The sequence below is a fragment of the Pseudomonas sp. CC11G genome, assembly GCF_056174845.1.
Genome location: NZ_JBWBZC010000012.1, coordinates 115,763 through 137,523 on the forward strand (window position 1 = coordinate 115,763; position 21,761 = coordinate 137,523).

At 58.6% G+C, this 21,761-nt stretch carries 18 protein-coding genes, 1 tRNA gene and 2 pseudogenes; 4 read left to right on the forward strand and 17 right to left on the reverse strand.

The genetic code is table 11. The annotated features are described in order from the left end of the window. Positions 1-37: 37 nt before the first annotated feature. Positions 38-295, reverse strand: coding sequence for a DUF3077 domain-containing protein (locus AC0V2S_RS16085; RefSeq protein ID WP_475510611.1), 258 nt, complete (start codon positions 293-295; stop codon positions 38-40). Between the two features lie 166 nt (positions 296-461). Here AC0V2S_RS16085 and AC0V2S_RS16090 point away from each other — a divergent pair, with 166 nt between their 5' ends. Further along, a complete protein-coding gene (locus tag AC0V2S_RS16090) occupies positions 462-788 on the forward strand; it encodes a helix-turn-helix domain-containing protein (protein ID WP_475510612.1) in 327 nt (108 codons plus the stop codon). A 192-nt stretch (positions 789-980) separates the two neighbouring features. Beyond that, positions 981-1,487, forward strand: coding sequence for a hypothetical protein (locus AC0V2S_RS16095; protein ID WP_475510613.1), 507 nt, complete (start codon positions 981-983; stop codon positions 1,485-1,487). A gap of 10 nt (positions 1,488-1,497) precedes the next feature. Here the strand turns inward: AC0V2S_RS16095 and AC0V2S_RS16100 are convergent, their stop codons facing one another. Further along, positions 1,498-1,620: a hypothetical protein gene (locus tag AC0V2S_RS16100; RefSeq protein ID WP_475510614.1), complete on the reverse strand. Its 123-nt coding sequence runs from the start codon at positions 1,618-1,620 to the stop codon at positions 1,498-1,500. 17 nt (positions 1,621-1,637) lie between these two features. After that, a complete protein-coding gene (locus AC0V2S_RS16105) occupies positions 1,638-1,985 on the reverse strand; it encodes a DUF2846 domain-containing protein (protein ID WP_475510615.1) in 348 nt (115 codons plus the stop codon). A gap of 369 nt (positions 1,986-2,354) precedes the next feature. On the opposite strand from AC0V2S_RS16105, the gene AC0V2S_RS16110 reads away from it, so the two are divergent. Beyond that, positions 2,355-4,277, forward strand: a complete 1,923-nt coding sequence (locus tag AC0V2S_RS16110; RefSeq protein WP_475510616.1) for a tyrosine-protein phosphatase — start codon at positions 2,355-2,357, stop codon at positions 4,275-4,277. A 42-nt stretch (positions 4,278-4,319) separates the two neighbouring features. Here AC0V2S_RS16110 and AC0V2S_RS16115 read toward each other — a convergent pair whose 3' ends face one another. Together AC0V2S_RS16115 and AC0V2S_RS16120 are read right to left on the reverse strand one after the other, a co-directional pair. Beyond that, positions 4,320-5,255, reverse strand: coding sequence for an AraC family transcriptional regulator (locus AC0V2S_RS16115; RefSeq protein ID WP_475510655.1), 936 nt, complete (start codon positions 5,253-5,255; stop codon positions 4,320-4,322). A 160-nt stretch (positions 5,256-5,415) separates the two neighbouring features. After that, on the reverse strand, positions 5,416-6,309 hold the full coding sequence (locus AC0V2S_RS16120) for a LysR family transcriptional regulator (RefSeq protein ID WP_475510617.1): 894 nt from the start codon (positions 6,307-6,309) through the stop codon (positions 5,416-5,418). A gap of 103 nt (positions 6,310-6,412) precedes the next feature. On the opposite strand from AC0V2S_RS16120, the pseudogene AC0V2S_RS16125 reads away from it, so the two are divergent. Next, positions 6,413-7,418: pseudogene (locus AC0V2S_RS16125) on the forward strand (GlxA family transcriptional regulator). Positions 7,419-7,634: 216 nt separating this feature from the next. Here the strand turns inward: AC0V2S_RS16125 and AC0V2S_RS16130 are convergent. The 12 genes and pseudogenes from AC0V2S_RS16130 to uca all read right to left on the reverse strand — a co-directional run. Further along, a pseudogene (locus tag AC0V2S_RS16130) lies at positions 7,635-8,177 on the reverse strand (FRG domain-containing protein); the annotation flags it as partial. A 390-nt stretch (positions 8,178-8,567) separates the two neighbouring features. Beyond that, complete coding sequence (locus AC0V2S_RS16135; protein WP_475510618.1) at positions 8,568-9,068, reverse strand: HEPN domain-containing protein; 501 nt, start codon at positions 9,066-9,068, stop codon at positions 8,568-8,570. Continuing rightward, a complete protein-coding gene (locus AC0V2S_RS16140) occupies positions 9,061-10,203 on the reverse strand; it encodes a GmrSD restriction endonuclease domain-containing protein (RefSeq protein ID WP_475510619.1) in 1,143 nt (380 codons plus the stop codon). The genes AC0V2S_RS16135 and AC0V2S_RS16140 overlap by 8 nt, the downstream gene beginning before the upstream one ends. A 446-nt stretch (positions 10,204-10,649) precedes the next feature. Next, a complete protein-coding gene (locus AC0V2S_RS16145) occupies positions 10,650-11,411 on the reverse strand; it encodes a hypothetical protein (protein WP_475510620.1) in 762 nt (253 codons plus the stop codon). Positions 11,412-11,543: 132 nt separating this feature from the next. Further along, positions 11,544-11,617 (reverse strand) — tRNA-Gly (locus AC0V2S_RS16150). A 98-nt stretch (positions 11,618-11,715) separates the two neighbouring features. Next, a complete protein-coding gene (locus AC0V2S_RS16155; RefSeq protein WP_475510621.1) occupies positions 11,716-12,588 on the reverse strand; it encodes an alpha/beta fold hydrolase in 873 nt (290 codons plus the stop codon). 416 nt (positions 12,589-13,004) lie between these two features. Further along, on the reverse strand, positions 13,005-13,721 hold the full coding sequence (locus tag AC0V2S_RS16160) for a murein L,D-transpeptidase catalytic domain family protein (protein WP_475510656.1): 717 nt from the start codon (positions 13,719-13,721) through the stop codon (positions 13,005-13,007). Between the two features lie 87 nt (positions 13,722-13,808). Beyond that, positions 13,809-14,840, reverse strand: a complete 1,032-nt coding sequence (locus AC0V2S_RS16165; protein WP_475510622.1) for a L,D-transpeptidase — start codon at positions 14,838-14,840, stop codon at positions 13,809-13,811. 170 nt (positions 14,841-15,010) lie between these two features. Beyond that, a complete protein-coding gene (locus AC0V2S_RS16170; RefSeq protein WP_475510623.1) occupies positions 15,011-15,703 on the reverse strand; it encodes a pseudouridine synthase in 693 nt (230 codons plus the stop codon). Then, the gene (locus AC0V2S_RS16175) at positions 15,703-15,921 is read right to left on the reverse strand and encodes a cysteine-rich CWC family protein (RefSeq protein ID WP_475510624.1); all 219 of its coding nucleotides are present in this window, start codon (positions 15,919-15,921) and stop codon (positions 15,703-15,705) included. The genes AC0V2S_RS16170 and AC0V2S_RS16175 overlap by 1 nt, the downstream gene beginning before the upstream one ends. A 57-nt stretch (positions 15,922-15,978) precedes the next feature. Beyond that, positions 15,979-17,784 carry an allophanate hydrolase gene (gene atzF / locus AC0V2S_RS16180; protein ID WP_475510625.1) on the reverse strand — a complete coding sequence of 602 codons (1,806 nt, stop codon included), beginning with the start codon at positions 17,782-17,784 and terminating at the stop codon, positions 15,979-15,981. A gap of 148 nt (positions 17,785-17,932) precedes the next feature. Continuing rightward, positions 17,933-21,580, reverse strand: coding sequence for an urea carboxylase (gene uca, locus AC0V2S_RS16185; RefSeq protein ID WP_475510626.1), 3,648 nt, complete (start codon positions 21,578-21,580; stop codon positions 17,933-17,935). Positions 21,581-21,761 lie beyond the last annotated feature (181 nt).

Here is a 21,761-nt window from a genome sequence, read left to right on the forward strand (position 1 = left end):
CCGGCTTTACGCCGGCCCGCTCAATAACGCCCTCGCTTCAAGCCTGCACAGGCTCCTTCTTACACGCCGCTACCACCGCACGCGCCATCTCGCTCAGATACTGCAAGCTGGCCTGGGCCGTGCCGTTTGGGGTGGTGGCGTCGCACACCACCAGGTGTTCAATGCACTCCAGCAGAATGGCGGCTTGCTCCAGGGCATCGTCAACCGGGATGCCAGGGTTAACCGAAAACAGCGGGAGACCTTCGGTAGGGGAGAAGTGGGTTTGGGTGGTTACTGCGGTATGGGTCTGATTCATAGCTTCCTTTCTCTCATTGAATGGCCGAAACAACGCAACGTTGGGATCGGCCGGTTTGATTGCTTGATGCGAGGACTGTGCGTTCGGCATAGTCCTCGCTTCGTGGGATTGCGGTTAAAGTATTTCCCTTTAAAAGATTACTGTAAATGCCTTGAGGGATACGTTTGTGTTCATTGGGAATCGTCTGAGGGAAGAGCGAGAACGCCTAGGATTCACCCAGACCGAATTCGCGGCATTGGGTGGGGCCACGAAGAACAGTCAATACAACTACGAGAAAGGCGGGCGAAGCCCTGATACCGCTTACCTGCTCGGCATAGCCGCGCACGGTGTCGACATCCTCTACGTCGTAACCGGCGAGCGAGTGCCAATGAAGCAGGATGGGCTGACGGTAGAGGAAGCTGAGTTGTTACTTGCCTATCGGGTCATGGCGGAAGAAGACCGTCATGCGCTTGAGCGTGTGGCAAAAGCGTTTGCGAAAGGACAGGGCGAGTAAGTGATTTGAGCCAAGAGGTTCATGTAGTGTCATCGACGAGCAGCGCTGGTGCTCTGAATTGAAATACCTGGCCGCTACTACTCACATCAGTAGCGGAGAGCTAGTTAACAATGGCTGAGTTTTTGCAGTCCTCGGACGCATGGATGTGAGTAGAAAAGCGCTTTTCCCTCGGCTGGCAGTTATGGAAGGTTTATGAAAAAGGAATTTTTGCTGACCCTGTTGGTGGGGCTTGTCGCTCTACCCACGTTGCCTGTACAGGCAGACGTTGCCCTCGCGCCAATTCCCCCAGAACTCCTTGCACAGGGTGCCAACGCCAAGCTGCGTACGACCGATAGAGGCGGCAGTGGCTTTACCCAAGCTGTGGGTGATTTCGACGGCGACGGTCAGGCCGACTTCGCCGAGTTGAAGTTGCAAGCGCCGGAACAAACCCGCTACGCGCTGGTGGTGACCCTGAGTAGTGCGGGCAGAAAAAAGCGAGTGCTGGAAAGTGGTGCAGATGTGCAGTCGGTAGGTATTAAAACGATCAAGCCCGGTACCTACCAAACTGCCTGTGGAAATGGCGCAGGCCCTGCGGCCGCCGCGTGCACGACGCAGATAACCATTGCCCATGATGGGATTTCGCTGTTCACCTTCGAGTCTGCCGACTCCTTGCTGTATCTCGACGGTGAGCAGTTCAATCGGGTCTGGCTGACGGACTGACCCAGTCGTTTCAATTCAACGGCGCGGTATCCCGAATCTCATAAATCGCATCCTCGCTGCGCATCGGCGTGAGGTAAATCAGGTAGCTGGCCTTGGGTTGGCCCAGGTTCATTTCGCTGAGGTTGTAGCGCACGTCGAGCTTCAGGTATTTCAGCTCGCCGCCTTCACCGTCACGCTTTGCTCGATATCCCGCGGCTCCCAATCGGCAATCTTGCTAAGCCCGGTAATCCGCACGGTGTGTTTGCCGGGCGCCAGGTCTACGGCGAAGTGGCTGTTGAATTTGAGCAGGCCAACACTGGCGCCATCGATCTGCACGTCGGGGTAGGCCGTGCGCAGGGGTTGCATGCCGGGGTTGTCGGCTTTGGGGCGGTAGAAGTAGATGGTGCTGGAGTTGGAGGCGACCTGGCGTGGCTCAAAGTAACCGGGGCTGCTGCTACAGCTGGCCAGCAGCAGGCAGGAGCTCAGTAGCGACAACAGGGTTGAACGGGTGGTTTGCATGGGGCTGGTCGTCCTTGGGTGAATGGGCTGCTTGGAACTTAGATACGCCTGTGGATAACGTCCAGTTGCTGAGTAAAAAAGGAGTGCTCATTTATCGTTGGCGGCAGGCGCTTCGTGGCGCCTGAACGGCTGCATTGGCATATAGGTGTAAACCACTTTTTTCAGCTGTAAACCACCGTGGTTTACAGTGCAAAAAAGTGGTTTACACATAGCCCTTCATAGACTGGCCTAGAAGGCCATTCACGGACCAATCACGCACCCCACGGACCAAACGCGCAGCCATTTGCGCGGTCGGGTTGTTTGTCATATTCGGGTACCAGGCGCAGTAGAAAGTGGCCAGCCTCAATTTCGTATCAATGAGGCTACATTGTGTTGCAACGTCTGCTGTGTTCCCTGTCGCTCCTGAGCCTGTCCATTGCCGCTGCCCAGGCGGCCGATACCTACACGCTCGATACCGCGCGCCTGACGGGTATCGATAACTTCCGTGACATCGCCGGCACTACCACGGCCTACACCACGACCAACGATGGCGTGATGCGCGCCGGGCAGTTCTATCGCTCCAACGCGATTACGCCCACGGCCTCGGACCTGGCCACGCTTAATAGCCTGGGCATTACTGCCGTCTACGACTTGCGCACGCCAAGTGAAATTGCTTCGACGCCAGACACGCTATTGACCGGCGCCAGCTACACCAATATCGACATCATCGGCAGCACCACGTCGGGCTCGAATATCACCAATATCAACTTCACCAGTGCAGCGCAGGCCATCACCATGATGGAAGACACCAACCGCGCGTTCGTGAACGACAGCGGCATGCGCGGCCAGTTTTCCACCCTGTTCAACGAACTGGCAGCCACCGATGGCGCGCAGTTGTTCCACTGCACCGCCGGCAAAGACCGCACCGGCTGGACCACTGCCGTGTTGCTGAGCATCGCCGGCGTGGACAGCACCACCATCATGAGCGACTACCTGGCCACCAACGACTACACCGCCGCCCGCGTGGCAGCGACCCTGGCCTACATGCCGGCCAGCATGGCGGCTATCTACGCGCCGCTGCTGGGCGTGCAGGCCAGCTATCTGCAGGCCGGCCTGGACGAAGTGACGGCCGAGTACGGCAGCATGGACAACTACCTCAAACAGGGCCTGGGGCTGTCGCAAGAAACCATCTACGTGCTGCGCGCCAAGATGGTTTATTACAGCAGCCTGCCGGGCGAAGTTGCCTCGCTGGGCAACGCCTCGGCCGGTGCGCAGCTGTTACAGCAATTGCAGAACAGCAGCCTGTCGGGCACGTACTCGGCGTACAACTTCTACCTGCAATCGGCCATCGATGCCGGCACGCTCGGTGGTGTGGACTCCACCATCGGCGGCCAGGTGCATGCCGATGCGGCCAGCTACCTGCTGCGCCAGGACGCCTTGATCGACCAAGCCGCTTCGCCGTTTACCAGCGGTATCGACCAGAAGGTCGGCCAAAGCCGTTTGTGGACCACCGGCCTCGCTGGCTACCTGGGCACGGACGGCTCCAGCCAGGCGGCCAGCAGCAACGAACACACCCAAGGAACAATGGTGGGGCTGACCCAGCGCTTCTCTGAGCAGCTCAGCGCTCACGCAGGCTTTGGTTACAGCAAAGGCAGCGTCGGCGGCGATGGCGGTGAAGTGGATACCGACTTCACCTTCGTCAGCGGCGGCGCGCGCTTTGCGCCGGGCAGCCTGGAGCAGGGTGTGTTTGTGGAGGCCAAGGCCAGCGCTGGCTATGTGGCCTACGACAGCAAACGCGACCTCGGCGGCGGTTTGGGTTCGGCCAAGGGCGACACCCATGGCACCTTGAGCGGCGCGAGCCTGGCGCTGGGCTACCGTGCACCACTGGCCAGCCTGACCCTGGAGCCGAGCCTGGGCTTGCGCGTCAGCCATGTGAACCTGTCCGGCTTCCAGGAAAAAGGCAACGACCTGGCCCTGGATGTAGACGGCATTCAGGAGACCCGTCGCAGCGCCGTGGCCAATCTGAAAACCACGTTCGCGCCGTTCGCTGTAAGCGGCGGCTGGCAGCTGGTGCCGGGCGTTGAAGTGGGTTACGAACATGCCCTGGGCGATCAGAAAATCGAGAGCGAAGGGCGCTTGCTGGGGCTGGATATCGAACAGCGCGCGGCCTTTGATAACCGCGATCAATTCACCGGTGCGGTCAACCTGACGGCCAACCTTGGCGCGTTGAGTATTGGCGCTGAAGTAGGTGCCAACTGTGGCGGTGATAGCCATGGTTACAGCGGTAGCCTGAAGGCCAGCTATTTGTTCTGACTGACCACCCGGTGCGCCGCAGTGGCGACGCACCGGGTGTTTTCAATGGCGGTTACGCAGGCCCTTTTTCAGGTCCGCCGGACTGACGCCATACGCATTCTGAAAGTACTGGCAAAACCGGCCGACATTGCTGAAGCCTAAGCGTAACGCCACTTCCGTCACCGACTGCGCACTATCTTCAAGCAACACCTGATGGGCCCGCTCCAGCCTCACCTGGCGCTGGTACTCGACAATCGAGCTGCCAACAAACCGCCGAAATCCATCCTGCAACGCCCGCAAACTCACATTGCTTAGCGCCGCCAGTTCGGTGCCGCTGACCAAGGAATCCGGGTGCGCCTGAATGTACTCAAGCGCCAGCTTCACATGCCGCGGCGCAATGGCCGGGCTCGGGCGATGCAGCGCTTCGCTGTAGTTATGCGGCCAGCTATCGAGCACCGCGTCGATCAACATTTCCTGCAGGCGACTGGGCATCAGCACGCTGGAGTTGATCAGCAAGTCGAACTCATTGCCGGTGGCCAATCCCACGATCGCCTTGATGCCTTGAAAGGCCGGCTGGTTGAAGTCCACCACGGGCTGAAAACGTACCTTGTCGATAATGGGTTTACCCAACAGGGTCGACAGCCGCTCGGCAAACAACCCGCGGCGAACCGACAGACCGTATTGCGCATGCCCGTCGAAAAACCGCACCGAGCTGACACTGGCTTTTTCCACCGCGAGGCCCATCTGCGGCGTGCCGATGGTGTCGGTTTTCTGGGTGAATATGACGGTGCCGGCGGTGGGAATCACAAAGGTGATTTCATCGTTCAAGTCCGGCAGGGCCGTGGTGAGGTCGCCGCGATAACCCATGCGCCGAAAACTCACGCCCTCATGCCGGCCGTAGACGCCAGCGATCACGATTTTGTGCTGCGGTGGGGGCAGGTCGGAATACAAGTCGCCGAACATCTGGATATACAGCGCGCCGAACTGGTCGGCGTCCATGGCGTCGGAGCGGATAACGATTTGCTTGCGCGAACTGAGCGAATTCAACCTGGGCGTCCACGTATAGAAAGGGCGCGCGGACGGTAGCAAGTGGGGGTGACAGTTGCGTGACGCGGCTTTTGTAGGTCGAAAGCAGAACGCCCACGTGCCGTGTATTGGCCTACACCGAATACCGCAACGCCTCGCGCAACAACGTAAACGCCGGTGACGCCTGGCGTCGGCTGGGGTAGTAGAGGTGGTAGCCGGTAAAGGGTTCGCACCAGTCCGCCAGCACATGCACCAAACGTCCTGCGGTGATGTGCGGTTGCACGACGTCTTCGGGCAGATAGGCCAGTCCCAATCCTTGCAGGGCCGCTTCCAGCCGCAGACCTAGAGTGTTGAACACCAACTGCCCTTCGACGCGAACCTTCAGCTCCTGCCCATTCTTTTCAAACTCCCACACATACACGCCGCCATAGGTGGGCAAGCGCATATTGATGCAGTTGTGCTGCACCAGATCGCGCGGCATTTCCGGGCGCGGGTATCGGCTGAAATACGCGGGAGAGCCGACCACCGCCATGCGCATATCCGGGCCGATTCGCACGGCGATCATGTCTTTGGCCACTTGCTCGCCCAGGCGCACGCCGGCATCGAAGCCTTCGGCGACGATATCGGTCAGGCCATAGTCGACGCTGATTTCGATGCTGAGGTCCGGGTAGTCCGGCAGCAGCTTGGCCAGCACGGGCTGCAACAACGAATTGGCCGAATGCTCACTGGCGGTGATGCGCAACTTGCCGGCTGGCTTGTCGCGAAATTCGCTGAGCAACGCTAGCTCGCTGTTGATCTCCTCGAACCGCGGCGCCACCACTTGCAGTAAATGTTCACCGGCTTCAGTCGGCGACACGCTGCGCGTAGTGCGGGCCAGCAAGCGCACGCCCAGGCGCTCTTCCAACTGACGCATGGCCCGGCTTAACGCCGGCTGCGACATGCCGAGCTTGGCGGCAGCGCGGGTAAAACTGCGCTCTTGCGCCACCACGGCGAAAATGGCGATCTGGTCGTAGCTCTCGGTGGCCATTTATTTATCTCGGGTATGAGTTGGCTGGGATTATGCCACCTGTTTACGGCACCATACGGGCATTCCCTGCGGCAGATGCAAGACCACACCGAGGCACCCAGCCATGCAACGTCGTGACTTCAGTGACGTGATGAAAAACAAAAACTACCGCTACCTGGATGACGAAAAGAAAGCATCCGGCAAACCGGCGCGCGTAGGTTTCTGCTGCTCGAACACTTTTCCCTGCCGGCCTTCACCAAGCGCTGGACGCGCTGATAACCGCCAACCTGTTGCAAAGCGGGTTGTTCGCCGTGACCCACTTCAGCCTCGACGGCAACGAGGTGATCAGCGACCTCGGCCTGGTTATCCGCCCGGACGCCACGTTCAACCACGCGTGTTTGCAGTCGCTGGATTTGCTCATGGTGTGCGGCGGCTATCGCACCGCCTTGCAAGCCACGGCAGAGCTGAACCGCTTGCTCAAAGACGCTGCCGAACTTGGCATCCCGCTCGGCGGCCTGTGGAACGGCGCGTGGTTTCTCGGCAATGCCGGCCTGCTCAACGGCTACCGCTGCGCCATCCACCCCGAACACCGCTCGGCCTTGGCCGAGGTGGCCAAGCGGGCGGAAGTGACCAGCGAATCGTACGTGATCGACCGCGACCGCCTGACCGCATCCTCGGCATCCGGCGCGCCGACCTTGATTCTGGAATGGATCAAACAACGCCACACCCGCGCCCTGGTCGACGGCGTGGAAGACATCCTCGCCTTCGAAGCCTCGCGCTACCGGCGGGTAAATCCCAAGTCCCTGCTGAAAATCAGCGACCCCACGCGGCAGGTAGTTGAGCTGATGGAAGCCAACCTTGAAGAACTGCTGGAACTCGACCAACTCGCCGAATACGTCGGTCGCTCACGCCGCCAGGTTGAACGCCTGTTCCGCGAGCAGCTGGGCACTACGCCGCAGCGCTATTACCTCGAACTGCGGATTACCGAAGCGAGGCGGTTGCTGCAACACACCAAGCTGTCGGTGGCGGACGTGGGGCTGGCGTGCGGGTTTGTGACGGGGAGTCATTTCAGTCGGTGCTACAGCTCGTATTACGGGTATCGGCCTTCGAAGGAGAAGCGGTTGGTGTGAGTGCGGTCCCTACTCGCGATATGAGGGAAACGAAAAAGCCCCGCTTTTGCGGGGCTTTTTTGTGTTGCAGATTCTGGAGCGGGTGAAGGGAATCGAACCCTTTATTTTCAAGGGCTTAGGCTAGCTTTACCCCGCTATGCCTGAGCTTATTGGAATTCTATCTCGCTTTACCCCGCCTTGGTCAGCGTTGTTTCCGACACTTTTTAGACACGCCGCTTAATTATCATGCTTCCAGTTTAGAAATTTGCATAGACCTTCCAGATCAGGGAATAGCGTTCTGCTACTGATGCCGTGGCGGTCTAAGGATTTTAAAATCTTGGATCTAGACTGCTGTGGAATACATATTTCCAACAAAGAAGTTTTTATTTTTGAATTTTTTTCTAAGGCAACGAAGTAGTTTGTTTTAGTAGAGAATGAATGGGCTGAAAACCAACCGTGCTGGGCGATAATTCTTGGATTGTTTAGGGTTGGCTTGATCACTACTGTTTTACTCATTTGAAATGGACCTTTGTCAGATCCACTCAAAAATTCATCAGCATATAGATAGTAAACATAAGTATCGCCTTCGACTCGATCGCTACACGCAAACCATAGTGCGACTAACGGATTGCTCGTCCAGTCAAGTAGCCTGGTTTTTAATCCAAAGTGTTGGGCGGAAATTAGAAGCTCCCAATCATTAAGGTCGCTACTAAAAAATGCCCCGCCCATTCTTCTCAGTTCGTTAAGTTCCTTGATTTCATCTTCTTTTGTATTTTTTTGGGGTTTCCCCTCGCGATACCGGGGAGTAAGTTCCCTTGTATGGCCTGGCCTCTAAATAGTACAAGTTCTTTGCTTTCGTCTATTGACTCAATGTGACTTACGAAGCTTTCGAAACTATCTGTTACTATTGAATTCATTAGTTATTAGCCTTATTTTTCTATAGGAGCGCATGTTCGTTTTTATCATATATCTGGCGTCTTATATCCATTAGGAGCAGTAGAATCCACTCGATAATTTCCCTGCTTCATCAACTTCCCGTGCCTTCTGGTAATCCAGCGCTTAGCTACTTATATCTTGATTGCTATCCCGCGCTTTGATCGGGCAATTTTGAATTCACTTCATCATATTCAGGACTTGTTTGGCCGGTCTCGGGAGATATCTTACCGGTGGCTATTCATAGTCATAAGAAACGCAGTTATCCAATGCTTTTAGCACCTCAATTGAATCGTGAAAATTCGTAATGATGATTGCGATATCTAAGTCGGGGGTGCCTCCGTGAGCAAACTCATTTCGTGCGTCAACTAAGCAGGTCAGTGCACCCTTCAATTTGGGCTTGTCTGCTAGGCCAACTAGTTCATCGAATCGCCCCCTCCATCTATCATCGAATTCAGAAAGTAAGTTTTCAATTGCGCCTAGTCTTGGATTCGTCGAGCTTTCTCTGACCTTTCTTTTGATGAAGTTTTTTACGTGTGCTTCGCTATTTTGGTCAACTCTATCTGCAATTATTTGTTTAAAACCAACTTCTATGCAGCCGGTCGCTCTCATCACTGCGTATCGTTTCAGATAGGGTGTTGGACGGGCCTCTTCTCCATTTCCGGTAATGAATGCTCTTATTCCTTCTAACTCATCTATGCAAGATTGAATTGACGCCGCTACTTCATCGTTATTCATTGCCCTCACCCTCAAACAATGCGTAATACATATCGGCCACTCGATCCCGAATGTTTGGAATACGCATAGTTTCCTGGGACAGTAATTTTTGATAATCAGGACTGCGAAGTAGTTGCAGGCGTCTGTCGTTCATTCCGGCTATATAGTTTTCTGCTATTCCGCCTCGAATACCCATGTCGACCGCTATCATGATAGAGTCGAATAAAGTTGGACTAAAGTTTGGAACCAGTCTGTTTTCATCGGAAGGTGAGATGTTGTGAAAGGCAGTTGGCCCGATATGTTCGGCTACAAAATCAATAGTATTGATGAACCGAGTCCTGAAAATGGCACAGAATTTTTCGTCATTCACTAAGTCCATGTACTGGTTTAGATATTGTTTTAACGAAATTCTGGCCGGTGCGTCATCATCGTGTTGAATTTTATCTGAAGAAAGAGCAAAAAATCTTAATATGACTTCTAAGTCTCTCATTCGGGAGTCTTGAGTCGGTTTGCCCCACAAACGCCTCCAGTTTTCGTTCGTGTTTAATTCAAAAAGCAGAGTATTCATTGGTCCCTGATACACGCAATTTCTAATTTCCTGTGGGAGCAGGGATCTCCCACTTGAGTTAATTCTTTCAAACACTTGGTAAAGGCTTGTGTCACCCTCGGTTGGTTGCTTTTGCATAAATATAATTGCATGAATGGTCGTGTTTCTTATTTTTCTTTGATCTTCGGGAGATAATTCTAAGAACGATTTTCCCATCCAGCGCTCGTGAATTTTGCCGCTCCTAGATAGCTTGAATATAGTGCCGTCTTTTGAAAATATTCCTTTAACGAAGTCTCTGACGGTCATCAAACGTTGGTACCCGTCTATTATGAGCAACTTTTCGTCTGTTGTTTTCGCCAAAAAAATACTTGGTACCGGTAGCCCTAGCAATACTGAGTCTATAAACCGAGAAGCCTCGGGTTTATCCCATACGTAGTTTCGCTGTAGCTCTGGCTTGACTAACTCGTCGTCGTCGTAACGGGCTATAAGTTCTCTAAAACTTAGATCTGCTCCCCAAGACGATATTTCAAACAGATCGTCATCGCTGTAGAAGTCATCCTGTTCTTCCGCAGGAAGCTCTATCCCATCTTCGCTGATTATTTCGCTCATACAGATCCTTGTTGACTGAGTGGCTGTGTTTTAAAGTTCGTGAGAAAAGCTTTCGTATTGGTCAGGCATACGACTTGAGAACCCTTTGCTTCAGATTAAGCAACATGGTTTTTAATTTAGGGAAAAGGACAGATCTATTTTTTATACTCTAGAACTCTTTACACAGGGCTAGAGGGTCGAACAAAGCTCCGCTTGAAGCTTACAATCAGTATGATCTCTAGCTCTACGTTGAAGGCTTATGCACAGGAAGCGTCGGATGTTTGGGCTTGTTTTCCGGGTTTACATGGCGGCGTCGGTCATCTTTCCCGTCATCTCGCTTGGGCTTTGGGCCTGGTTTGATGTTCAACATATCTCGTCCCCTGAAATGGATTGATCTCAACGCCGGCTTGAAGCCTAGCCCATGCACATCATTTGGCCACTACGGTACACAGAGCCGCGTCCCGCAATCAACGCATTTCCACGTCACTGAATTTTAGCGTGATGGTCTCGTAGGCTTTGTCGCGGAAGAGCAGCTTGATCGCTGGCGACTTGGTCAACTTGTTGTTGCTCTGCTGGAAGGTCAGGGTGATTTTGGTTGGCACGTTACGAACCAACTGGAAGCTGAACAGACTGTCCTCTTCCACTTTGCCAACTCTTGATGCGCTTACCCGCAGCGGGCCGCCGGTTTCGTCGAACAGGCGCGAGTCAGAGCTAAATTGGAAGTCGCGATCCACATTCAAGTTGGTCAGCTCGAACGTGCAGGTAGGAATCCGGCCAATATTTTCGCAGCCTTCGAGTTCGATCCGAATGTTGTCGAGCACTTCCATGCGTTTGCCGAGCAGGTTGTTACCGTCGTTCTCTACGACCTTTGCTTGCACTTTGGCGAACTCGAACGACGGCTTTGCGTACTCCATGCCCATGGTGAAGAACCCGAAGCTCAACACGCTCACGATGCAGACTTGCAGAAAACCTCGTAGCAATGGTGTGAGGTTGCGGATTTGCCAGCCGAACGAAATGGCACCCAAGAAGAGAAAGGTGCTGACCACCACAATCACGTTCTTCCAGCTGATAAAGCTGAAGCCAAATACGCTCGGGTCTGGCACTGCGTAGGTAATCAACGCCCACAAGCCTCCGAGCACGACGCTGAGGCCGGCCATGCCACGGGTGATCAGCGAGGTGAGCTTTTGAGGGAGGGTATTTACTGCGGGTGCATCGGACTGGGACATCATTACCAACAACTCCTTGTTTTCTCGCCGTTACGTTCGTCCTTGAAGCTGACTGTCGGCCGGCTGTGATTTTGTGGGTGTAGCAAAGCTAAAAAAAAGCCCCGCATCAGCGGGGCTTTTTGTTGTTTCAGATTCTGGAGCGGGTGAAGGGAATCGAACCCTCGTTATCAGCTTGGGAAGCTGGAGTAATGCCATTATACGACACCCGCTTTTGCGGCTGACGTTGTACCAGAAGCCGGCGGGGAATTGAAGCCCGCCGTGATAACAGGGCAATGTTTTTCACGGCGGGCGGACAATTCTCTCAACCTCATACTGCGATGGCGGCGGTGCTCTCGTGTACCGGGCGGCGTTGTTGGTTGCCGGTTTGCAGAAAGCCGAGCATGGCGTTCTGCGTCTGTTGCCAGGCGCCTTTGTGTTCCATGTCGAGGAAGTGCCCGGCATTGGTCACGGTGGTGAACTGGCAGTCGTTGAGGTGGTTGCCGAAGATGCGTGCATCGGTAGCGGTGGTGTATTCGTCGTGCTCGCCGTTGATGAACATAAGCGGCGTGTCGATGCTGTGCAGGCACGCCATCTGGCAGTGGGTGTCCAGGTGCAGCACTTTGTGGATGTGCGCGTGCATCTGCCGGTATTCGTGGTCGTGCAGGGTGCTGATGTGCCGGTGGTTGTAGCGTTTGAACAACGACGGCAGGTGTTTGCCGATGGTGTTGTTCACCAGGTGGCCCATGTTGTCGCGGTCCATGGTCTGCAGGTAGTACAGGCCTTTTTCCAGGTAGTCGAGCATGGGTTCGTTGAGCAGCGGCGAGAACGAGTTGATCACCGCTTTCTCGATGCGTTTGGGCCTTTGCGCCAGCGCCAGCAAAGAAGCCACGCCACCCCAGGAGAAGGACGACAGGTAGTCGGCGTCGAAGTGGTCGATGAGCTCGAGCAGAATTTCCGCTTCGTCTTCCTTGCTCAGCGGGTGCACGTGGGCGTTGTGCGCTTTGGACTGGCCGGCGTAGGGCTGGTCGTAGCACACGACGTTGAATTGCGGTGTCAGGTATTTGAGCGTGTGCGCGAATGAGGCGGTTGTGGCCAACGAGCCGTTTACCAGGATGACGGTTTTACGCGCCGCCGGGTTGGCGTAGTACTCGGTGTGCACATTGTGACTGTATGCATGAACGACTGCGGTTTCTGGCCTCATGTCGTCTTCCTCCTTGGCGCAAGGTAGTGCTCACATAAGCGGGGTAGCCGCTAAAAAGAGCCGTGTTGGGCAGACAGCAAAACGCCAAGACATGACAAACGAATGTCAGTCAGCAAAATTTATAAGTTATTGTTTTTAAAGCGGTTAGGATCGAACAGCGCAACTGCCACACGGCGTGGGGAACGCGTGTGAAAAGGCGGGTGAACCAGGCAGGAATCCAATTGGCGCAGAGCGCCAGTAACCGGGGAAGTGCTTAGATGGTCGCTGTGACTGGTGAGTCACGCTCTGACCTTGTGATTCGAGTTAAGCACTTGCTGTTTTCAGCTGCAAGCGTGGGCGGGGACTTTTTCGGTAATTAAAACGCTCTGGCGCGGCCGGTCCGATGAGTGACCGGTTTGCCGACCGGTCACTGCCATTCACTTCTGCAGAACGGCCAGGGTTTCGCCGGTGCTCGGGCAGCTTTGTGCGCCGAGGTAGCGTGAAGTGTCGAGCCACTTTTTCTGTGGGTAGTAGGCAAAAACGTAGCTGCCGGTTTTCAAGGTGTCGATCAGTTTGCCGGCGATGGCGGGGCGTACGGCGGGGCAGCCTTGGCTGCGACCCAAACGGCCGAGGCCGGGTACCACTTTCGGGTCGGCATAGGCGGCGGCATGCATGACGATAGCGCGCGATTGGCTGTTGTCGTTGAAGCCCGGCTCCAGGCCAACCAGGCGCAACGAGCGGCCGTGTTTGCCGCTGTAGGTGACGCCGGTCTGGTACAGGCCGATGGAGCTCTGGTAGCTGTTGGGCACGTTGGAGAACGAGGTGGCCATGTCGTCGCCGCTGTTCTTGCCGTGGGCGACCCACTCTTCGAACAGCAGTTTTTTGTGCGCCAGATCGAACACCCACAGGCGTTTTTCCCGCGAGGGTTTCGAATAGTCGATGACGGTGAGCAGCTTGTTCGGGTCGGCCACGCTGGCGCATTGGTACGCGGTGAGGGCGAGCTTCAGGGCGGTCAGGTTGGCGCTGGGGGCCAGGCGTTGCAGGTCCGTGGCGCTGGGCAGCGTTTGCGCGTGAGCGGCGAAACTGGTGGTCAGAACGAGCAGGCCGCACAGGCCCGCACAGCGCCGCAGGGCGCTTCCCCAAGTGGTTCGAATAAACAAGCAGAAAACCCTGTTTGAGTAATTGTGCGCGGGCATTGTGCACAATTGACGGCACGCTTCCGATCATTTTTTGACCAGCGGTTATTTGCCTTTTTCCGCTTCGGTGGTGATGACGGTGAAGTTGCCGTTGCTGCGGGTTTCCGAGGTGGAGGCCAGATCGGTGATTACCAGGGTGGTACCGACGTCCATGGCGGCATGCAGATTTTTCAGAAAATCGGGGTTCACATTCAGTGAGCCGAGCTGTTCACGGGGCGAGTTGCCGAACTCTGGATTGCTCACCTGAATGGCCGACCAATGCAGCGGTTGCGCCGGCAGCAGTTCATTGGTGGAGGGTTTTTCCAGCAGCGAAAACACCGCCATGCCGTTATGCGGCTGGTTACTGTCCAGCGCCATCACGGGTGCGCTGCCGACCAGTTGCCCGCCGCGAAACACGTAGGTGCGCAGGTCGGCGCGGCTGATCAATACCGAGAGCGGCCCGGCACTGTCGCCAGGATCGTTCCAGAAGGTGTCGCCGCTGAGTACCGCGGTGGCCACCGGTTTGCCGGCGCTTACGGTGGGCGCTAGCAGGCCCGGGTGATAGACCTCCACGGGCGCGCTGTGGGAGTCGGAGACAATCACGGTGGTGGAGCTGAAGCCGGTGGTTTCGAACAGCTTTTTGGCGAACTCCATCGGCAGCCGCACACAGCCGTGGGATGCCGGGTAACCGGGCAAGTGGCCGGCGTGCAGCGCGATGCCGTCCCAGGTCAGGCGCTGCATATAGGGCATGGGCGCGCTGTTGTAGAGATCGGATTTATGGTCGACGCTTTTTTGCAGAATGCTGAACACGCCGGTCGGGGTTTCGCGGCCCTTTTTGCCGCTGCTTACCGTGCTCACGCCAATGGCGATGCCGTTGCGGTACACGTAGGCGCGTTGCTCGGTGAGGCTTACCACGATGGTCACCGGGCCGGCCGGTGACACCTGCGGGTACCACAGAAATTGGCCCGGTTTGAGCTCTTGCAGCTGCTGGCGCAAGTCCTGCGCCGCCGGAATCGGGGCCAAGATTGGCGGCGGGGTAACGGCCCCCATCAAGCTGATCACGACGAGTGAACCCACTAACAACGACAGCGCTTTCATGCCGGCCCTCCAAAACGTCTGCATGGGTTTTGAGCCCGTAGCAGCGACTTTAGTCCCGATTTTTTTTGCCGCAAATCCCAAAGCAGCTTTTCCTGGGATCGAGGCTAAAGCCTCTCCCACACGTTTCGCCGTCAATGGTGGGAGAGGCTTTAGCCTCGAGTTTTTGACTTTCAGAACGCCGCGATTTCGTCTGACATAAGCGCGCGGTATTCACCGGGGGCCAATGTGGGATCGAGCACCAGCGCCCCCACACTTTCCCGATGCAGCCGCACCACCTTGTTCTGAAAGTGCCCAAACATGCGTTTTACCTGATGGTAACGGCCTTCATACAGCGTTAGTCGAGCGCTATGGGGCGTGAGAATTTCCAGCCCAGCGGGCAGGGTGGTGAGGTCTTCATAGGCGAAGTACAGGCCTTGGGCGAACACGTCGATGTACTCGGCCGTAATTACCTCTTCGGTCTCGACGTAGTACACCTTCGGCTGTTTGCTGGTCGGCTGGGTAACCCGTCGCGACCAATGCCCGTCATTGGTCAGCAGCAGCAAACCCGTGGTCGTCAGGTCCAGGCGCCCGGCTAGGTGCAAGGTGTGTTCGGCGGCTTCGGGCAGCAGGTCGAGCACGGTCGGGTGCTCGTCGTGCTCGGTGGCGCTGACGTACCCAGCCGGCTTGTGCAGCATGAAATACAGCGCCGGCTTGCCCGCCTGCAGCACGGCGTCATCCAACTCCACTTGCTGGAATTCGCGGATATCCAGCAACCCATCGCGCACTACCACGCCGTCCACTTTTACCCGCCCGGCCGCCAGTTGCTGGCGGGCGTCGAAGCGGTTAGCGGCGGGCAAGTTGGCGAGGAAGCGGTCGAGGCGCATCAGGCTTTCGGCTCATCACCGGAAGCGGCGGCAACGCCCTTGGCGCAGCTGGGGCACAGGCAGCTTTTGTCGATCTGTTCTGCACTCAATCGCGCCAATGCGGCGGGCGAGATCGGCGTGCTGAAACACCAGCACGCCTCGCCGTTGCTGGCCGGGTCGACCTGGCTGCAGCGGTTGCGCTGGCCGCACAAGGGGCAAAGTTCGACATCAGTGGGCATGGGGCGAGCGGCTCTGGAGGGATGCGCCATGCTAGCTCGCCCTCTGCGTGGCGCCTACTACGCCTTGCTTTTCAGGTACCCACGCCAGCCGCCAAAGTGGCTGATATCGGTCGCGCCGGCCAACCCATAGGGCTCGCAGATAAACCCGCTTTCCCACGTGCCGTCGGCCAACTGCACCTTGCCCAAGCCCAGCGGGGCGGCAATGCCGGTGAGGAACGAGCCCAGCTCGCTGCTCGGCAGTTCCCACACTTCCACTTCAATGGCCACGCCGCCTTCGGTCACGCGCATCATGCCGGGGCGGAACGGCGGGCCGCCGGCCAGGGCCCAGAGTTGGTAGTCGGCCGAGCTGTGTGTGGCTTGCAGCAAACGCCCGCCGCGCTGCTTGAGCTGCCAGTTCAGCGGCAGGCCATCCAGGTGCGCGCCGCATACCACCACCCGCGCCAGGTCGTGGCGGGCCAGGTTGGTCGGCGCGGTAACGCCCAGGCTGCGTTCGCCGGCCAAAGGCAGGTCGGTTTCGCATTGCAGCCCTTCGGCCAGGCTCAGCAGGTACTGGTCGGTGAACGGGCGACCAAACAGCGTCACGCCCCACGGCAGCCCATTGGCCATAAACCCGGCAGGTACGGCGATGGCGGCGTAGTCGAGCATGTTCATAAAGTTGGTGTAGTAGCCCAGGTCCGAGTTGCGTTTGACCGGCTCGGCGTCCAGTTCGGCCAACGTTACCGGGCGCGGATAGGCCGGGGTCAGCACGCAATCCAGCTCGGCCATGGCGCGGTCGCAGATGGCTTTCAGTTCCTGCAGGCGGTACTGGGCGCGGAACAGTTCCACGGCAGTGGTGCCGGGCGCCTTGGACAGCACGGCATGAATCACCGGCAACACGGCATCGGGCTGCGCTTCGATCAGCTCGCCGGCCACGCTGTAGCGCTCGGCCACCCACGGGCCTTCATAGAGCAGACGCGCCGCTTCGGCGAAGGGTTCGAAATCCAGTTCCACCGCCACGCCACCCAATGCTTCGAGGTGGTTGATGGTGGCGGCAAACAGCGCCGGGCTTTCCGTGCAGCCGAGGAATTCCAGTTGTTTGGGCACGCCAAAACGGAAGCCTTTGCGCGGCAGGCCGAAGGCGCTGGCATCGTTCCACAGCGGGTTTTTGCGGCTGTAGGCGTCGGCCGGGTCGAGGGTGGCGGTCAGGCCGAGCAGTTGGCTGGCTTCACGGGCGGTGGCGGTGAAGTAGGTGACGCAATCCAGGGTGCGGCAAGCCGGTACCACACCCGCGGTGGAGATCAGCCCTTTGGTGGCCTTGAGGCCGACCAGATTGTTCAGTGCGGCCGGCACCCGGCCGGAGCCAGCGGTGTCGGTGCCCAGCGAAAAACTTGCCAAACCCAGGGCCACGGCTAGGGACGAACCGGCACTGGAGCCGCCCGACGGATAGTCCGGGTGCACGCTGTTGCGGCATGGGCCGTACGGCGAGCGGGTGCCGTTCAAGCCGGTGGCGAACTGGTCGAGGTTAGTCTTGCCCAGCGGCACAGCGCCGAGTGCCAGCAGTTGCTTGACCAGAGTGGCGGACTCGCTCGGTGTATAGGCAAACGCCGGGCAGGCGGCGGTGGTGGGAATGCCGGCCAGGTCGATATTGTCCTTGATCGCAAACGGCACGCCGAACAGCGGCAGGCTGTCGGCGGTCTTGCCGTCGAGGGCGGCGAGGTAGGGTTCCAGCTCATCGGCGGTGAGCAGGTGGATGAACAGATTGAATTCGGGGTTTAGCGCAGCGGCGTGTTCACGCAGGGCGCCGATGAGTTGGCGCGGGGTGGTGGTGCCGGCCAGGTAGGCGGCTTTGACGGCGCTTAGGCGCAGGTCGTGTGGGTGGTTCATAGGTTGCTCCTTAAAAAGTTTCTCGCATCTCTCGTTCGGTCCCCTCTCCCTCGTGGGAGAGGGTTAGGGTGAGGGGGGACCTTGATTTGGCGTTTGGCCCAGCCCTCACCCCCAGCCCCTCTCCCGCAAGCGGGAGAGGGGAGCTCAATCAAACCTCTTCCAGCACAACCACACGCTGCCCAGCCCTTACCGCCGACCCCGGCTGCACGCGCACTTCCTTCACCACCCCGTCACGTGGGGCCAGTAGCGGAATTTCCATCTTCATCGACTCCAGAATCACCAGCACATCGCCAGCCTTCACACTGTTGCCGGCCTCGACCTGCACCTGCCAGAGGTTGCCGGCGATATGGCTTTCGATGCTGTGTTGGCCGGCGGCCAGTGGGGCGTCTTCACCGAGTTCTACCACCGCTTCTTCACTGTCGAAGTGCGCCTGGCCGCTGGCGATCCAGCGCTCGCGTTCGGCGTTGAACGCGCCTTGCTGTTGGCGGCGGAAGGCGCCGATGGTGTCGGCTTCCGTGGCCAGAAACGCTTGGTAGTCGGCGAGGTTGAGCACGCTGTGTTCGATCTTCAGGTCATAGCGGCCCAGCGGGAAATCCTTGCGGATTTGCAGCAGTTCTTCGGCGCTCACCGGGTAGAAACGGATCTGGTCGAAGAAGCGCAGCAGCCAGGGTTTGCCGTCGAACGCGGCCACTTCGCGGTAGCGGTTCCACATCTGCAGGGTGCGGCCGACGAACTGGTAACCGCCGGGGCCTTCCATGCCATACACGCACATATAGGCGCCGCCGATGCCCACCGAGTTTTCCGCCGTCCAGGTACGCGCCGGGTTGTACTTGGTGGTTACCAGACGATGGCGCGGGTCCAGCGGCGTGGCCACCGGCGCGCCGAGGTACACGTCGCCCAGGCCCATCACCAGGTAGCTGGCTTCGAAGACGGTGCGGTACACCTCTTCGAGATTGGGCAGGTCGTTGATGCGGCGGATGAACTCCAGATTGCTCGGGCACCAGGGCGCGTCTTTGCGCACGGTGGTCATGTATTTCTCGATGGCCAACTGGCAGGCCGGGTCATCCCAGGAGAGCGGCAGGTGCACGATGCGCGACGGCACCTCGAGGTTCTGCGCGGCGCACACGGCGTCCCACTCGCCGGCGATGATGCCGAGCAAATCGGTGAGGCTGAGGGTTTCCGGCTGGTAGTGCACTTGCAGCGAGCGGATACCTGGGGTCAGGTCGATAACGCCGTCCAGGGCTTTGGCTTCCAGGGCCTGCATAAGGGCGTGGCCGCGGAAACGCAGTACCAGGTCCAGCTCGGGGGCGCCGATTTCTACCAGTAAGTGGGTGTCGCCGGAGAGGCGGGCGACGAGGCGGGTGTCGGCTTGGCCGAGGTCCAATACGATTGGTGAAACGAGCGCCAATCGGCTCCCTCGCCCGCTTGCGGGAGAGGGTTGGGGAGAGGGGCTTTGGATTGTGCTGGCTGCGGCCCTCTCCCCCGGCCCCTCTCCCGCGAGCGGGCGAGGGGAGACCAGCGAGCGTGCTGTCGCAATATCGACCGGGGTGAACTGCACCTTATCGCCAGCCTTCAGCTGACCCAACTGCCACAAGTCCGCCTCAATAATCGTCACCGGGCATACAAACCCGCCCAGGCTCGGCCCATCCGGGCCAAGAATCACCGGCATATCCCCAGTGAAATCCACCGCGCCGATGGCGTATGGGTTGTCATGGATGTTGGAGGGGTGCAGCCCGGCCTCACCGCCGCTCTCGCGTACCCATTGCGGCTTCGGCCCGATCAACCGCACGCCGGTGCGGCTGGAGTTGAAGTGCACTTCCCAATGGGTGGCGAAGAAGGTGTCGATGTATTCAGGGGTGAAGTATTCCGGCGCGCCGTGCGGGCCGTAGATCACGCGGATGGTGCGCACCGCCGGCAATGGCGGGTACTGCTCGGCGTCGAGGCTGGCGCCATGGCTGTTGCCGGTCAGCGCCGGTATATGCAGCACATCGCCGCCGCGCAAGGCACGGCCGCCGTGGCCGCCGAACTGGCCGAGGGTAAAGGTGCTTTTGCTGCCCAGGTAATCCGGCACTTGCAGGCCGCCACGCAGGCACAGGTAGCTGCGTGCGCCGGCACCGGCAATGGTGCCGAGGGTCAGAGTGCTGCCGGCTTTGATCAGCAGTGCGGTGTTCATGGCTTGGGCCGCGCCGTCCAGGCTCAGGGGAATAACCGCGCCAGTCACGGCCACCACCGCATCGGTGTTAAAGCGCAGGGTCGGGCCGCTCATGGTGATTTCCAGTGCGGCGGCGCCCTCGACGTTGCCCAGCAGGCGGTTGCCCAGGCGCAGCGCCAGGCTGTCCATCGGGCCTGATGGGGGTACGCCGACGGCCCAGTAGCCGAGGCGGCCGGGGTAGTCCTGTACGGTGGTCTGGGTGCCGGCGCCGAGCACTTCGACGGTGTCGGCTTTGTACACCAACTGCTCAAGGCAGCGGGTCCACGGATTGCCGCTGGCAAACGGGACGTCCTGAATGATCTGGCGCAGGTAGTCGCGGTTGCTTTCCACGCCGTACAGCACGCTGTCGCCGAGGGCGTTGTAGAGGCCGGTGCTGGCTTCTTCACGGGTCGGCGCCCAGGCGATCAGCTTGGCGATCATCGGGTCGAAATATGGCGGAATCTCGCAGCCGGCTTCCACCCAGGTATCGATGCGCAGGGTTTTGCCATCGGCGGTTGGGAATTGCACGGCAGTTAGCAGGCCAGGGCTCGGCTGGAAATCACGGCCCGGGTCTTCGGCATACAGGCGCGCCTGAATGGCGTGGCCTATTGGGCTCAAGCCCTTGATCAGCTCTTGCAGCGGCGGCAGGTCACCGGCGGCCAGCTGAATCATCCAGCTCACCAAATCAACGCCCCACACTTGTTCGGTAACGCCGTGTTCCACCTGCAGACGGGTGTTCACTTCCAGGAAATAGAACTGGCTCGCCTCGCTGTCGTAAACAAATTCCACGGTGCCGGCGCTGCGGTAGTTCACCGCCTTGGCCAGCTTGATCGCGGCGGCGCACAGTTCATCAGCCATGCCGGCGGGGAGGTTGGTGGCCGGGGTTTCTTCCAGCACTTTCTGGTTGCGGCGCTGCACGGAGCAGTCGCGCACGCCGAGGGCGATCACCTCGCCCTGGCCATCGCCGAACACCTGTACTTCCAGGTGACGGGCGCGCTGGATGTATTTTTCGATAAACACACCAGCGTCGCTGAAGTTGTTCTGCCCCAGGCGTTTGACGGCATCGAAGGCTTCGCTCAGTTCGGCCGCCGAGCGGCACACGCGCATGCCGATGCCGCCACCGCCTGCGGTGCTTTTCAGCATCACCGGGTAGCCCACCTGGTCACCGGCGATTAGCGCGGCGTCGAGGTTTTCCAACAGTTCGGTGCCTTCGAGCATGGCCACGCCGTGTTGCTTGGCCAGGGCGCGGGCGGTGTGCTTGAGGCCGAACACGCGCAGCTGCTCCGGCGTCGGGCCGACAAAGGCAATGCCGGCCGCTTCGCAGGCTTCGGCGAAGGCGGCGTTTTCCGAAAGAAAGCCGTAGCCGGGGTGAATGGCCTGGGCGCCGGTCTGTTTGGCCACGGCGAGAATCTTCTCGACCTTCAGGTACGTGCCGGCAGCCGCGCCTTCACCCAGGCTGTACGCCTCGTCGGCCTGCTGGATATGCAGGCTGGCAGCATCGGCCTCGGAATATACGGCCACACCCTGCACTTCCAGCGCACGTAAGGTGCGCAGAATGCGGCAGGCAATGGCGCCACGGTTGGCGATCAGCAGTTTGTTGAACATGGCGTAAGCCCTCGAAAGGGGAGGCGGGCCGTCCCGCTGTATTCGGTCTGCACCGTGGTCGTCCACGGTGGGGAATTCTTGCTAAGCGATCAGGTGGACTCGGTCAGTCCCCTCGCCCCAGCGGGGAGAGGGTTAGGGTGAGGGGGGACTTTGATGGTGCGTTTGGCCCTCGCCCTCTCCC